12 protein-coding genes are annotated in these 12,628 nt (G+C 49.8%); 4 read left to right on the forward strand and 8 right to left on the reverse strand.

Translation table 11 applies throughout. From position 1 onward, the window contains the following. Positions 1-11 precede the first annotated feature (11 nt). The 3 genes from V8Q34_RS14995 to V8Q34_RS15005 form a co-directional block, all read right to left on the reverse strand. On the reverse strand, positions 12-365 hold the full coding sequence (locus V8Q34_RS14995) for an Hpt domain-containing protein (protein ID WP_033143424.1): 354 nt from the start codon (positions 363-365) through the stop codon (positions 12-14). Between the two features lie 154 nt (positions 366-519). Next, the gene (locus tag V8Q34_RS15000; RefSeq protein ID WP_033143425.1) at positions 520-1,887 is read right to left on the reverse strand and encodes a sodium-dependent transporter; all 1,368 of its coding nucleotides are present in this window, start codon (positions 1,885-1,887) and stop codon (positions 520-522) included. 90 nt (positions 1,888-1,977) lie between these two features. After that, positions 1,978-3,003 carry a nucleoid-associated protein gene (locus tag V8Q34_RS15005; RefSeq protein ID WP_033143426.1) on the reverse strand — a complete coding sequence of 342 codons (1,026 nt, stop codon included), beginning with the start codon at positions 3,001-3,003 and terminating at the stop codon, positions 1,978-1,980. Positions 3,004-3,241: 238 nt separating this feature from the next. Between V8Q34_RS15005 and carB the strand changes: the two genes are divergently transcribed. Then, the gene (carB, locus tag V8Q34_RS15010) at positions 3,242-6,463 is read left to right on the forward strand and encodes a carbamoyl-phosphate synthase large subunit (protein WP_033143427.1); all 3,222 of its coding nucleotides are present in this window, start codon (positions 3,242-3,244) and stop codon (positions 6,461-6,463) included. A gap of 15 nt (positions 6,464-6,478) precedes the next feature. Continuing rightward, positions 6,479-7,423 carry a DMT family transporter gene (locus V8Q34_RS15015; RefSeq protein WP_335835835.1) on the forward strand — a complete coding sequence of 315 codons (945 nt, stop codon included), beginning with the start codon at positions 6,479-6,481 and terminating at the stop codon, positions 7,421-7,423. 37 nt (positions 7,424-7,460) lie between these two features. On the opposite strand, the gene V8Q34_RS15020 is transcribed toward V8Q34_RS15015, so the two are convergent. Both V8Q34_RS15020 and V8Q34_RS15025 read right to left on the reverse strand, forming a co-directional pair. Continuing rightward, positions 7,461-8,042, reverse strand: a complete 582-nt coding sequence (locus tag V8Q34_RS15020; RefSeq protein WP_256139293.1) for a cyclase family protein — start codon at positions 8,040-8,042, stop codon at positions 7,461-7,463. Positions 8,043-8,069: 27 nt separating this feature from the next. After that, positions 8,070-8,723, reverse strand: a complete 654-nt coding sequence (locus V8Q34_RS15025) for an HAD-IA family hydrolase (RefSeq protein WP_335835836.1) — start codon at positions 8,721-8,723, stop codon at positions 8,070-8,072. A gap of 187 nt (positions 8,724-8,910) precedes the next feature. Between V8Q34_RS15025 and V8Q34_RS15030 the strand changes: the two genes are divergently transcribed. Further along, a complete protein-coding gene (locus tag V8Q34_RS15030) occupies positions 8,911-10,269 on the forward strand; it encodes an MATE family efflux transporter (RefSeq protein ID WP_033143430.1) in 1,359 nt (452 codons plus the stop codon). 55 nt (positions 10,270-10,324) lie between these two features. Here V8Q34_RS15030 and yaaA read toward each other — a convergent pair whose 3' ends face one another. Next, positions 10,325-11,065: a peroxide stress protein YaaA gene (yaaA, locus tag V8Q34_RS15035; protein ID WP_335835837.1), complete on the reverse strand. Its 741-nt coding sequence runs from the start codon at positions 11,063-11,065 to the stop codon at positions 10,325-10,327. A gap of 104 nt (positions 11,066-11,169) precedes the next feature. Here yaaA and V8Q34_RS15040 point away from each other — a divergent pair, with 104 nt between their 5' ends. Continuing rightward, a complete protein-coding gene (locus tag V8Q34_RS15040) occupies positions 11,170-11,844 on the forward strand; it encodes an HAD family hydrolase (RefSeq protein WP_335835838.1) in 675 nt (224 codons plus the stop codon). On the opposite strand, the gene V8Q34_RS15045 is transcribed toward V8Q34_RS15040, so the two are convergent. Both V8Q34_RS15045 and V8Q34_RS15050 read right to left on the reverse strand, forming a co-directional pair. Then, positions 11,798-12,100 (reverse strand): cysteine-rich small domain-containing protein, encoded by a 303-nt coding sequence (locus tag V8Q34_RS15045; protein ID WP_033143504.1) that lies wholly within the window; start codon positions 12,098-12,100, stop codon positions 11,798-11,800. The genes V8Q34_RS15040 and V8Q34_RS15045 overlap by 47 nt on opposite strands. Positions 12,101-12,172: 72 nt before the next feature. Then, a complete protein-coding gene (locus V8Q34_RS15050; protein ID WP_033143433.1) occupies positions 12,173-12,595 on the reverse strand; it encodes a bacteriohemerythrin in 423 nt (140 codons plus the stop codon). Positions 12,596-12,628 lie beyond the last annotated feature (33 nt).

The raw sequence follows: 12,628 nt of genomic DNA on the forward strand, positions 1-12,628 counted from the left end.
ATTCCTCTTCATTATTCATTTTCTGTAATGATCTTTATTATCTGGTCATACTGCTTTTTGATTTCATCCATATCCTCCCGGGAGGGAAGTTCACCTCTTCTGCCCTTCTCCACCGCAGGCTGCATCTCATCATAAAGGCAGCTAAGCCCCAAATTGCCGGATACTCCCTTCATGGTATGGGCAGCTTTAAAAAACTCTTCCGCATCTCCCTGCGCAAAGGCCTTCTGCATCTCCCCAAAGGTGGTATCCTCCGGAAATTTTCTTAAAAACTTCATGCACAGCATTTCATTGTTCATAAAACGCTCCAGTGTGCCGTCCATGTCACACCCCGCTTCACGCAGTTTTGTCAGCATTACATGTTCCATATACATTCTCCTTATACCGGAAAATATGCTTCCCCGGCACAGCATCCGCTGCTTCGGCAGTTACCTGTCAGACACGCTTCGCCATAAACGGTAACTTAGATTTTCATTCTATCCCTAGTATACCTGTAAAATTTACTGATTTCAAGGGAATTTTCTATAAACTCTGAAACAGACTCCAATATCCCTGCACGAAAATATAAAGGACAATGACAGGCAGGATAAATGTGAGATAAACCTTTATTTTTCTGGGGAAGGAGATGCCTTCCCCCGTATTGGCTTCCTTCAGGAAATTTTCCCATCCCCAGCCGTATCTTGTCACACAGAACAAAAGATACACAAGGGAACCCAGGGGAAGCAGATTGTTGCTCACCAGGAAATCCTCAAATCCCATGATATCCTTGCCCAGAATGGTAAAGTCACTTAATATGGTCATACCGAAAATACAGGGCAGGGACAGCAGAAATATGGCAATACCGTTTATGAGCGCTGCCTTTTTCACGCTCCAGTTCCACAGATCCTGCGCAAAGGATATGATATTCTGGAACACGGCGATAATGGTAGAAAGCGCGGCAAAGGACATGAACAGGAAGAACAGCGCTCCCCAGAACCTTCCGCCCTTCATGGCATTAAACACATTGGGCAGGGTCACGAACACAAGACCCGGGCCCTCTCCCGGATTGACGTTGAAAGCGGAGCATGCCGGGAAAATGATAAGCCCTGCAATGAGCGCCACCATGGTATCCAGGATCGTAATGCTGACAGCCTCCCCGGTGAGCTTATGTTCCTTGCCTATATAGCTTCCGAAAATAGCCAGGGCGCCGATTCCAAGGCTCAGGGTAAAGAACGCCTGTCCCATGGCCGCAAAGATAACCTCCTGGATTTTATACTCGGAGAGCTTGCCGAAATCCGGCAGCAGATAGAATTTCAGTCCCTCAGACGCACCCTCCAGCGTACAGGAGCGCACAGCCAGAAGCACCATCAGCGCCAGCAGCACCACCATCATGATCTTGGTGATCTTTTCCACACCCTTCTGCAGACCCATGGAGCACACTGCGAAACCGATGACTACGATCAGGACCATCCAGAAAATCATCTGGGTCATGTCCGTGGAAAGGCTTCCGAATGCCGCACTGACTCCTTCCGTGTCAAGGCCCGTAAAGTCGCCTTTCACCATTTTAACAAAATAAGCCAGCATCCAGCCGCCGATGGTGGTGTAGAACATCATCAGCAGATAATTGCCTGCCATACCGAAATATCGGTAGATATGCCATTTACTGCCCTTCTTCTCCAGTACATTGAAGGAGGTGGCAATACTCTTCTGGCTGGCCCTGCCCACTGCAAATTCCATGACCATGATCGGCAGCCCCAGAACGATCAGAAAGAACAGATAGATCAGGACGAACGCCGCACCGCCGTACTTTCCCGTTATGTAGGGAAAACGCCATACATTTCCAAGACCGATGGCACAACCTGCAGATATCAGGATAAAGCCCAGTCTGGAAGAAAATTTTTCTCTTTCCATTTCCTCAACCTCATTATTTTTTTATCCCGGATTTTTTCTCCTCCGGCTGAAATATTGTATCACAATGTCTGATAAAACGCCACAATTTTATTAACGACTCTCAATGCTCCCGATGTTTTTTATGAGAACGGATATGGTTCCGTCCGGATTGGTGATAAATTCCACTTTATCCTTATTATTGTACTCCTCCATGGGGATTTTAAGCTCAATTCCCGTGTCGGTGAGCAGGTGTTGTTTTGTGAACTTTTTGGTGGTGGTGGGATTCTGTGGTTCCACCCGGGTCTCGGCCAGATTGTATTTCTCCAGCTTCTCCTGCACCTCCTCCTTCATCTGGGGATGCTCCTTAAAGATCTTCTCTATAACCACAGGCACATCCAGTGCCCCTTCACTTGAGAGCTCCTGATTGATGATGCTCTTGGTCTCCATCTGCACCTCAAACTGCTCGGACTCATTGTAATACTTTTTCTGCACATCCGTCACCGCTTTATTCACAATGGAAAGCCGCGTCTTGGCAGACAGGGAGCCCTGACATTTTAAAAACAGTTTTGAAAAATAATTGGTCTTTACGCCGTTCACATCATACTTTTTCTCCACCAGGCGCACATACTTAGGTGCTCCCAGGTCAAGCAGGGCCGCTTCAGAAAGCTTCTGTGTCTCTCCCGGCAGGATGGCCTTCTGCATGATAATGTCATTGTTGTTGCCCCAGGGGTCCGCACTTGTCATATGGGTGTAGGATGTGCGGTAATTCATTTTTAAAAGCGCCAGATATTTATGACGGTCCACCTGGTATTCCGCCACCAGAAGGTCCGCGGGCGGGATCTCAATATTCTGGTTCATGATGGTGAAAAGCTCCTGGGCTGTTTTCTTGGAAATCTCAACAAAATTCTCAGAGTCATATTCTTCCATGTACTTGTAAATAGTGGACTCCTCCTCGGAAAAGCTGCAGCTTCGTATCTCGTCACTTGTGTCAATCCTGAATATATGGGCTTTCAGAAAATCCGCAAAATCAGAACCGTAATCAAGTACCTTGTCGGACAGTACCGGCATGCCCACTGTGGAATCCAGAATATGTACTATGACCTGTCCGATATGGATTTCTTCCTTATCTGCTATCATGTGTGTTTCACTCCTGTTCTTCTGTTCTTTGCCTGCCTTTGGGCGATAGGATTCCCCTTCCTTATGCAGGTTACCTGAAGAGTATACCGCAAACCGCAAATTTTATCTACTTTTTTCGACCTATTTACTCTTGCGGCAAAATATATGACTATGCTATAATTGTCCCTGACCGAAGGCGTGATATACAGGCCTTCTATTATCATGTTTCTATAGCATAAAGAAAAAATGGAGGATAGCTATGCCAAAGAGAAATGACATTCACAAAATTCTGATTATCGGTTCCGGACCTATCATCATCGGACAGGCATGCGAATTTGACTACTCCGGAACACAGGCATGTAAAGCATTGAAAAGCCTGGGTTACGAGATCGTACTGGTCAATTCCAACCCGGCAACCATTATGACAGACCCGGCAACAGCTGACGTCACTTACATTGAACCGCTGAACGTAGACCGGCTCACAGAGATCATAGAAAAAGAAAGACCGGACGCCCTGCTCCCAAACCTGGGCGGACAGTCAGGACTGAACCTCTGCGAAGAGCTGTACAACGCAGGTGTTTTAGAAAAATATAAGGTAGAAGTCATCGGCGTTCAGGTTGACGCCATCAACCGCGGCGAAGACCGTATCGCTTTCAAACAGGCCATGAACGAACTGGGCATTGAGATGGCTAAGAGCGCACCGGCTTACACCGTTGAGGAGGCAGTGAAGATTGCATCCGAGCTTGGATATCCCTGTGTCATCCGTCCTGCCTACACCATGGGCGGTACCGGCGGCGGTATTGTATATAATGAGGAAGAGCTCAGAAAAGTGGCAGCCCGCGGTATTGCGGCATCCATGGTGAACCAGATTCTCATTGAAGAGTCTGTTATCGGATGGGAAGAGCTGGAAGTGGAAGTTGTCCGCGATGCAACAGGCAAAAAAATCTCCATTTGTTTCATAGAAAATATTGATCCCATGGGTGTACATACAGGTGATTCCTTCTGTTCCGCTCCTATGCTGACGATTTCCCAGGAGGTACAGGACCGTCTGGAAAAACAGGCACACGCCATTGTGGAATCCATCGGTGTCATCGGCGGAACCAACGTACAATTTGCCCATGATCCCAAGACAGACCGTATCATCATCATTGAGATCAATCCGAGAACCTCCCGCTCCTCAGCGCTGGCCTCCAAGGCGACCGGATTCCCCATTGCCTATGTGTCCGCACTGCTGGCTGCAGGACTCACACTGGCAGAGATTCCTTATTATAAGGGAGGCTCCCTGGCAGACTACAAGCCCTCCGGCGATTATGTGGTTGTGAAATTCGCGCGCTGGGCCTTTGAGAAATTCAAAAAAGCAGAGGACAAGCTGGGCACACAGATGAAAGCTGTGGGTGAGGTTATGTCCATCGGCAAGAACTATAAGGAAGCCCTCCAGAAAGCGATCCGTTCCCTGGAAAAAGGCCGCTACGGTCTGGGATTCGCCAAGGATTTTCATGAGCTTACTCTGGATGAGCTGTATGTGAAACTGGCAGAGCCTACCAGCGAGAGACAGTTTATCATCTACGAAGCTATCCGCAAGGGCGCTCCGCTTGCCAAACTTCATGAGATGACACGCATCAAAATGTGGTTCCTGGAACAGATGAAAGAGCTGGTTGACCTGGAAGAAAAGATTCTGGCCTGCCGCGGCAGCAGCCTGCCCGACGAACTGCTGATTCAGGCTAAAAAGGACGGCTTCTCCGACAAATATCTGGCAGAGCTTCTGGACGTGGATGAATGGGAACTGTTCAGGAAAAGAGAAGCGCTGGGCATGAATGAGCGCTGGGATGCAGTTCCGGTAAGCGGTGTGGAAGAACCTGCTGCCTACTATTACTCCACCTACAACGGGGAGGACAAAGCACCCGTATCAGACGGACGAAAAGTCATGGTACTGGGCGGCGGTCCAAACAGGATCGGACAGGGTATTGAATTTGACTACTGCTGTGTACACGCTGCCTTTACCCTGAGAGACTTAGGCTTTGAGACCATCATGGTCAACTGCAACCCTGAGACCGTATCCACAGACTACGACACTTCCGACAAGCTGTACTTTGAGCCTCTGACCGTAGAAGATGTCATGTCTATCTATAATAAGGAAAAACCGCTGGGTGTCATTGTACAGTTCGGCGGCCAGACACCGCTCAACATCGCGGCGGAACTGGAAAGACGCGGCGCCCACATCCTGGGTACTTCCCCGGCTGTCATTGATATGGCTGAGGACCGTGACCTGTTCAATGCCATGATGAAGAAGCTGAATATCCCCATGCCGGAATCAGGAATGGCTGTCAATGTGGATGAGGCACTGGAAATCGCACACCGCATCGGCTATCCTATGATGGTTCGTCCTTCCTATGTACTGGGCGGCCGCGGAATGGAAGTGGTATATGATGACAATATGCTCCGTGACTACATGGCAGCAGCCATTGATGTGACACCGGAACGTCCTATCCTCATGGACAAATTCCTGCAGAACGCGCTGGAATGTGAGACAGATGCCATCTCTGACGGCTCCCACGCTTTTGTTCCTACCGTTATGCAGCACATTGAACAGGCCGGTGTCCACTCCGGAGACTCTGCCTGCGTGATTCCGTCTGTGGAGATCTCCGAGGAGAACAAAAAGCTCATCCGTGAGTACACCACAGCCATCGCCTGTGAGATGGGCGTTGTAGGTCTTATGAACATGCAGTATGCCATCTGCGAGGGAAAAGTTTACGTTCTGGAAGCCAACCCCCGTGCATCCCGTACTGTGCCTCTTGTTTCCAAGGTCTGCAACATCAACATGGCCAATATCGCCACAAAGCTCATGACATATGAACTGACAGGGGAACGCCCGGACGTAACATCCTTCTCCGAAAAAGCACATCCGTACTACGGTGTCAAGGAAGCTGTATTCCCGTTCAACATGTTCCCGGAAGTTGACCCTCTTCTGGGACCGGAAATGCGTTCCACAGGCGAGGTTCTGGGCCTGAGTGAGTCCTTCGGCCTGGCATACTACAAAGCCCAGGAGGCAGCAGGCGCCAAGCTTCCGCTGTCCGGCAACGCACTGGTAAGTGTCAACAAGGGAGACCGGGTTCAGGCTCTGGAGGTTGCGAAACAGCTTCACGAGCTGGGCTTCACCATTGTATCCACAGAGGGCTGCGGACAGTATTTTACTGAAAACGGAGTTCCCTGCAAGATTCTCAAGAAGCTGCAGGAAGGCCGTCCTAACATCTACGATGCCATGGTAAACGGGGAAGTGGATCTGATCGTAAACTCTCCGGCCGGAAAACAGAGCAAATACGATGACTCCTACCTGAGAAAAACAGCGATCAATAAAAAAATACCTTACCTGACCACCATGTCTGCTGCCCTGGCAAGTGCCAAAGGCATCGCAGCAGTGATTCGTAAGGAACACGGCTCTTTGAAATCCCTGCAGGAGTACCATAAGAGCCTGGAACAGTAAGAAGGAGCTTTCTACATGACAGCAAAACAATCCAAGAATTTTCTGCTGCTGTTCACCGCCGCAGTTATCTGGGGAGTGGCTTTTGTGGCACAGAGCGTAGGCATGGACTATGTGGGTCCTTATACCTTTAATATGGTAAGGACCCTGCTGGGCGGCCTGGTCCTCATCCCCTGCATCTTCCTTCTGGGCAGAAAAAATGTCCGGAAGGACCATGACGGCAGCCAGTCCTCACAGACCTTTGACCGCCCCCGTGATCTATTCATAGGCGGCGGTCTCTGCGGCCTGATGCTTTTTATTTCCACCTCTCTTCAGCAGGTGGGCATTCAGTACACCACGGTGGGCAAGGCAGGATTTATCACAGCTTTGTATATCATCCTTGTGCCCATACTGGGAATCTTTCTGAAAAGGAAGCCCGGGCTACGCATCTGGATCAGCGTGGTGATCGCGCTGGTGGGTCTGTATCTTCTGTGTATGACAGGAAGCTTTTCCCTGAGCAAAGGAGACTTTCTTATCTTGATCTGCTCCTTCTGTTTTTCCATCCACATTATGATCGTGGATCACTTTTCTGCGAAGGTCAGCGGAACCAAGCTGTCCTGCATCCAGTTTTTTATATCTGCCGCTCTGTCGGCAATTCCCATGTTTCTGCTGGAAACACCGCGCATGAGCAATATCCTGCAGGCATGGCTGCCCATTCTCTATGCGGGAATCCTCTCCTGCGGAGTGGCTTATACCTTCCAGATCATCGGGCAGAAGGGCTGTGATCCCACCATCGCTTCCCTGATCCTGAGCCTGGAATCTGTGGTATCGGTTCTGGCGGGATGGGTGATTCTCCACCAGAGTCTCTCTGCCAAGGAGATCACCGGCTGTGTACTTATGTTTGCTGCCATCATCCTTGCCCAGGTCAACCCGAAAAAGCGGGGCGCAGGGGCAGAATCCTTTAACGGGGAAACCGTATCCTGAATATTTTAAAAGGTGCCGGCAATTGCCGACACCTTTTTTATATCTCGATCAGAACCGGACGCACCGGTGAGCCATCCAGATCCGCCATTTTCATTGGCTGGGCTGCCAGGAAATATTCCCCCTGCGGTACCTCCTTCAGCACAAGACCCTCCACGATTACGATCTCTGCTCCCAAAAGTATTCTGTGTATCTCCTTCTGGGTCTCCGAATCTCCCACGGTCTGGTCCTCCACGCCGATCAGATCCAGTTCTGCCCGGGCGCACACAGCGGCAGCTTCCGGCGTCAGCAGAATATCCCCCTTCACCAGCAGCTTTTTTGTGCCGTCCGCCAGCATCCGTTCCATATCCTCCGCCCGTACTGTGCCTGCAGATTCCGCGACTCTGCACACTCCCATGCATTTTTCCAGTGGGATTTTGTCCACTCCGTGCTTTCCTGCACAGAAGTGCTTCGGCGCATCTAAGTGGGTGCCGTTATGGCTTCCCATGGTGAGCACGGTCAGATTACAGTCATCTCCCTTTTCTATCTCATAATAGGGTGTCTTTCCCGGCACCGGGTCCCCGGGATAAGCCGGGGTGGAGAACAGTTCTTTTCCTATATCGTACATTTTCTTTCCATTCATATCTGATTCCTCTTTTCTCTTGACCATTCAGCCATTCAGCAGGTACTCCTCCAGTTCCTTTACACTCCGGACGATCTTGTCTGCTCCCGCCTGTGAAAGTTCCTCATAGCTGCCGTATCCGTATGTGACTCCTATGCAGGCAACTTCAGCCTTAGCCGCGCCGTTTACATCCTGGTCCCTGTCCCCGATCATGACCGCTTCCCCTCTTCTGTCCCGGTATCCCAGTCTCTCAAGGATAATTTCGATCACATCCGCCTTGGACATTTTCATCTTCTCCGGGTCGCTTCCCACGATTTCATGGAAATACTCTGAAAGCTCAAAGTGTTCCAGGATGCGTTTTACCATGCCGTCCGGCTTTGAGGATGCCACGCCCAGTATAAATTCTCTGGCTCTCAGCGTCTCCAGCATCTCCCTGACGCCGTCATAGGGACTGTTTTCAAACAGGCCGGTCACATTGTACCGTTCCCGGTAGAAACGGACAGCCTGCACCGCCTCCTCCTCTGACATGCCGCAGTATCGCATAAACTGCTCCAGAAGCGGAGGGCCCACAAACACCTCCAGCGCCTTCAAATCCTCCGCCTCTCTCCCCATCTTATGCAGGGCGTACTGAACGGACTTGGTTATCCCTTCCCCGGATGCGGTCAGTGTGCCGTCCAGGTCAAATAGCAATACTCGATACATGGCTTCTCTCTCCCTTATATAAATTCACATTATTTTTTCCATTATAGACAAAAACCCTCTTAAAAACAAGAACAAGTCAAAATATTATAGATTTTTCACCAATTATTGTATGACATTTCCGGGAAAATCTATTATACTAGAGGATAGACTGCAAAAATACTATTTGGATCAGGAGAGGTTCTACATAATGGAAATCGCTGCAACAAGACAATCCACCTTTTACAAAGATATGTTCCGGCTGGCACTGCCCATTGTCATCCAGAATCTGATCACCACCGCGGTAAGCTCCGCTGATGTGATCATGCTGGGCTGGGTCAGCCAGACCGCCCTGTCTGCCGGTTCCCTGGCAAGCCAGATCATGTTCATCCTGAATCTGGTCTACTCCGGCATAGCATCCGGTGTCATCATGCTGGCTGCACAATACTGGGGCAAACAGGATACTGAGACCATTGAGCGGATCATGGGAATCGGCATGCGCCTGTCGATCCTCATATCCTCCCTGTTCTTTGTACTGGCCTGTTTCTTCCCCAGACTGCTCATGGTGATCTTCACCTCTGACCAGGAGCTGATCACCGCAGGTATCCCCTATCTCAGGATCGTGGGTATCTCTTACCTGTTCATGAGCATCTCACAGGTCTATCTGTGCACCATGCGCTCCATAGAGCGGGTGATCTTCGCCACAGCCACCAATGCATCTGCGCTGGGGCTGAATATTGTTCTGAATGCTGTTTTTATTTTCGGACTGTTCGGGCTTCCCAAAATGGGCATTGTGGGAGTCGCTATGGCAACCACCATTGCAAGGGGCGTGGAGCTTGCCATCTGTCTGCTGGATGCCTGCCGTTTTAAGACCATACGGTTCCGGCCAAAAACCATTATTGAGCGCCACAAGCTGCTGTTTCAGGATTTTATACGCTACTCCCTGCCGGCCTTCGGAAATGAGGTCTCCTGGGGTGTGGCCTTCTCCATGTACTCTGTGATCATGGGACACCTGGGAAGTGACATGGTGGCCGCCAACGCCGTGGTGATCGTAGCCAGGAATCTGGGCACAGTGGTATGCTTCGGCCTTGCCAACGCAGGCGCCATCCTTCTGGGCAAATCCATTGGCGCCGGGTTTATGGACACGGTGAAGGAGGATTCCACACGGTTCTGCAAGATCACATTTTTAAGCGGAATCGCGGGGGGAATCATTATTTTCCTTCTGCGCCCCCTGTTTATGAACATGGCTGACCTGACCCCAACGGCGCAGGGATATCTGAGCACCATGCTCTATATCAATATGTACTATGTACTGGGACAGGCCATGAATACCACCGTGATCTGCGGTATCTTCCGCTCCGGCGGGGATTCCAGGTGGGGATTCCTCTGTGACTTTATTGATATGTGGCTGTTCGCTGTTCCTCTGGGCTTTATCAGCGCCTTCCTGCTGAAGCTTCCCCCTATGTGGGTCTATTTCCTCATCTGCCTGGATGAATTTGTGAAAATGCCCTTTATTTACCGGCATTACAAGAGCTACAAATGGCTGCAGAATATTACCAGGGACTTCTGACACGCAGTAACCCCCTTATCCCTTTGCCGGGATTCGGGGGCTTTCTTTTATCACATTATTTTAAAAAGACCAGCTCATTCTCTGTGGAACGGCCCTCGTCGTATCCATAAGACAGACCGGTAAACGCTTTGATCTTTTCCGGCTCCGTGATATCCTTTTCTGAGAGCCAGCGCACCATCTCACCCCTGGCCATCTTCGCCATAGTTCCCTTTACCTTCACCTTCCCGTCCAGAAGCTCTCCGAAAATACAGGTGACAAAGCGCGTTTCTCCGCCTGCGTATTTTTCTGCTGCCCTGCTGTATTCTTTTGAGGCCAGGTTCAGTATAAAATCCTCTCCTTTCGACAGCTCCCTGTAAATCCTGTCGCTCCAGAAGGCATACAGGTCTTTTGCATCCTCTGTCCTTAATTTTGCCTGCATTTCCAGGCGGTATGGGATCACGCCATCCATAGGCTTCAGCACACCGTAAAGTCCTGACAGGATCCGCAGGTGCTCTTTTACATACGCCCACTGTCTCTCTGAAAACACCTGAGGTGCCATATACTGATACTGGATGCCCTCATAGGACAGCACAGCCGGTGTCAAATGCGTATCCAGCTCCAGCTCCTTTAGCCTCATAAAATTTTCTTCTGCAATTTTGTCATTGCACTGCCACAGCTTTTTCAGTTCCCCATACTCCATTTCCCGCAGTCTTCCTCTCAGGACCCGGGCATCCTTTAAAAAGACAGGCGTGGTGGTCTCAAAGGGTTCATCTGTATTTATATTCATTTTCTTAGCCGGTGAAATTATGATCTTCATATGTAATCGAATCTCCTCTCCCGAAAAGTTTAGCATATTCCCGGATTCTATGCTATAATGGATTTACTTTTTTGTCTGAGAAAATTTTACAGGAGATATGGAAAATGAAAATAAACGCAGTGATTTTTGATATGGACGGTCTGATGTTCGACACAGAGCGCCTGATGAAAGCAGGCTGGGAGAAAGCCAGCCGGGAAATGGGCTTTACCCTGACAGAATACCATCTGAGCCAGATGCGGGGAGGCACAAGGGAACGAAGCAGCAAACTTTTTGAAAAGTGGTTTGACGGAGCTGTGGACTATGACCGGGGCCGTGCCATCCGGACACAGTATCAAAGGGAATATATAGAAAAGCATGGGGTTCCCCTCAAGAAAGGACTGATGGAGCTTCTTACATACCTGAAGGATCACAGGATCCCGGCTGCAGTTGCCACCTCCACTGCCAGAAGTGAGGCTTCCCGTTACTGGGACATGGCAGGTATCACACCTTATATCACCGCCTCGGTCTGCGGAGATGAGGTGACAAAGGGAAAACCGGACCCGGAGATCTTTCTGACTGCCGCAGAAAAACTACAGACACCGCCCAAGCAGTGCCTGATTCTGGAGGACAGTCTAAACGGCATCCGTGCCGCCAAAGCCGCAGGTGCCTGGTCCTGTATGGTACCGGACCTGACACCTGCTGTGGATGAGATCCGTCCCTTTTGTGATCTCATATGTGAAGATTTGTCCCGGGTCATTCCTTATCTGGATTCCTGCGGTTCTTCTTTGCAATCTCCATGATCTCATTGTATTTGCCTGTGATGTACCCAAAATTGTCCCGCTTGTGGGGAAGGCCGCATTTGCTGCAGTCTTTTATGCCCTCTTTTGTATAGCGGAAATTTCCGCCGCACTGGTCGCCCAGGGCATACAGAGGACAGTAGCAGAACAGGCAGTTGAAATTTTCCGGGTCATTTGTCTTATGGCAGGGGAAGTATTCGCAGTCCTTATGGCTGAAAAATGCGTACTGCTTTCCCTCCCAGTATTTTTCTTCGCTCATCATTCTTACCCTTTCTATAAATTTAACAGAAAAGGAGCGGGACAGCCTGAAGCCTCCCGCCCCCTATGTTTTTTACAGCCTCTCCGGATTGGAGCGCATAAATTTGTATTCAGCCACGGAGCGGTCAAATCCCTTGATATGGTCATATAACCAGTCCACAACATTTTTTTCCACCTGTTTTACAAAGTTCTCTGTGGGACCTTCCTCTTCCTCCAGCATCTCCTGGAGCTCTTTCACTGCCTGGCGGAATTCGTTATGTTTTTCCCTGTGCTTTTCCAGTCCCGGATATTCAATCTCCTCCTGGAGCTTTTCCTCTGCACTGAAATGAAATTCTGTGTAGTCAAGCAGGTAATCCAGCATCTTAACTGCCTTTACCTTCCCCTGTCCATCTTCACAGCTCTCCAGAAGCTGGTTGATCTTGCCGATCAGCTCCTTGTGCTGGGAATCGATCATGTCATTGCCGGTTACCAGTGTCTCATCAAATTCTGCTCTCATAAATCAATACCTCCTGTACAATTATATTAACCA

Origin of the sequence: Blautia sp. JLR.GB0024 (assembly GCF_037000545.1) — a bacterium.
GTDB lineage: Bacteria > Bacillota > Clostridia > Lachnospirales > Lachnospiraceae > Blautia > Blautia celeris.

Bases quoted from the DNA above. Each gene is read 5' to 3' on its own strand.
- V8Q34_RS15020 (WP_256139293.1), bottom strand. From the start codon at position 8,042: ATGAATGGAAAGAAAATGTACGATATAGGAAAAGAACTGTTCTCCACC.
- V8Q34_RS15030 (WP_033143430.1), top strand. From the start codon at position 8,911: ATGGAAATCGCTGCAACAAGACAATCCACCTTTTACAAAGATATGTTC.
- carB (WP_033143427.1), top strand. From the start codon at position 3,242: ATGCCAAAGAGAAATGACATTCACAAAATTCTGATTATCGGTTCCGGA.
- V8Q34_RS15050 (WP_033143433.1), bottom strand. From the start codon at position 12,595: ATGAGAGCAGAATTTGATGAGACACTGGTAACCGGCAATGACATGATC.
- V8Q34_RS15015 (WP_335835835.1), top strand. From the start codon at position 6,479: ATGACAGCAAAACAATCCAAGAATTTTCTGCTGCTGTTCACCGCCGCA.
- V8Q34_RS15040 (WP_335835838.1), top strand. From the start codon at position 11,170: ATGAAAATAAACGCAGTGATTTTTGATATGGACGGTCTGATGTTCGAC.
- V8Q34_RS15000 (WP_033143425.1), bottom strand. From the start codon at position 1,887: ATGGAAAGAGAAAAATTTTCTTCCAGACTGGGCTTTATCCTGATATCT.
- V8Q34_RS14995 (WP_033143424.1), bottom strand. From the start codon at position 365: ATGGAACATGTAATGCTGACAAAACTGCGTGAAGCGGGGTGTGACATG.
- yaaA (WP_335835837.1), bottom strand. From the start codon at position 11,065: ATGAAGATCATAATTTCACCGGCTAAGAAAATGAATATAAATACAGAT.
- V8Q34_RS15025 (WP_335835836.1), bottom strand. From the start codon at position 8,723: ATGTATCGAGTATTGCTATTTGACCTGGACGGCACACTGACCGCATCC.
- V8Q34_RS15005 (WP_033143426.1), bottom strand. From the start codon at position 3,003: ATGATAGCAGATAAGGAAGAAATCCATATCGGACAGGTCATAGTACAT.
- V8Q34_RS15045 (WP_033143504.1), bottom strand. From the start codon at position 12,100: ATGAGCGAAGAAAAATACTGGGAGGGAAAGCAGTACGCATTTTTCAGC.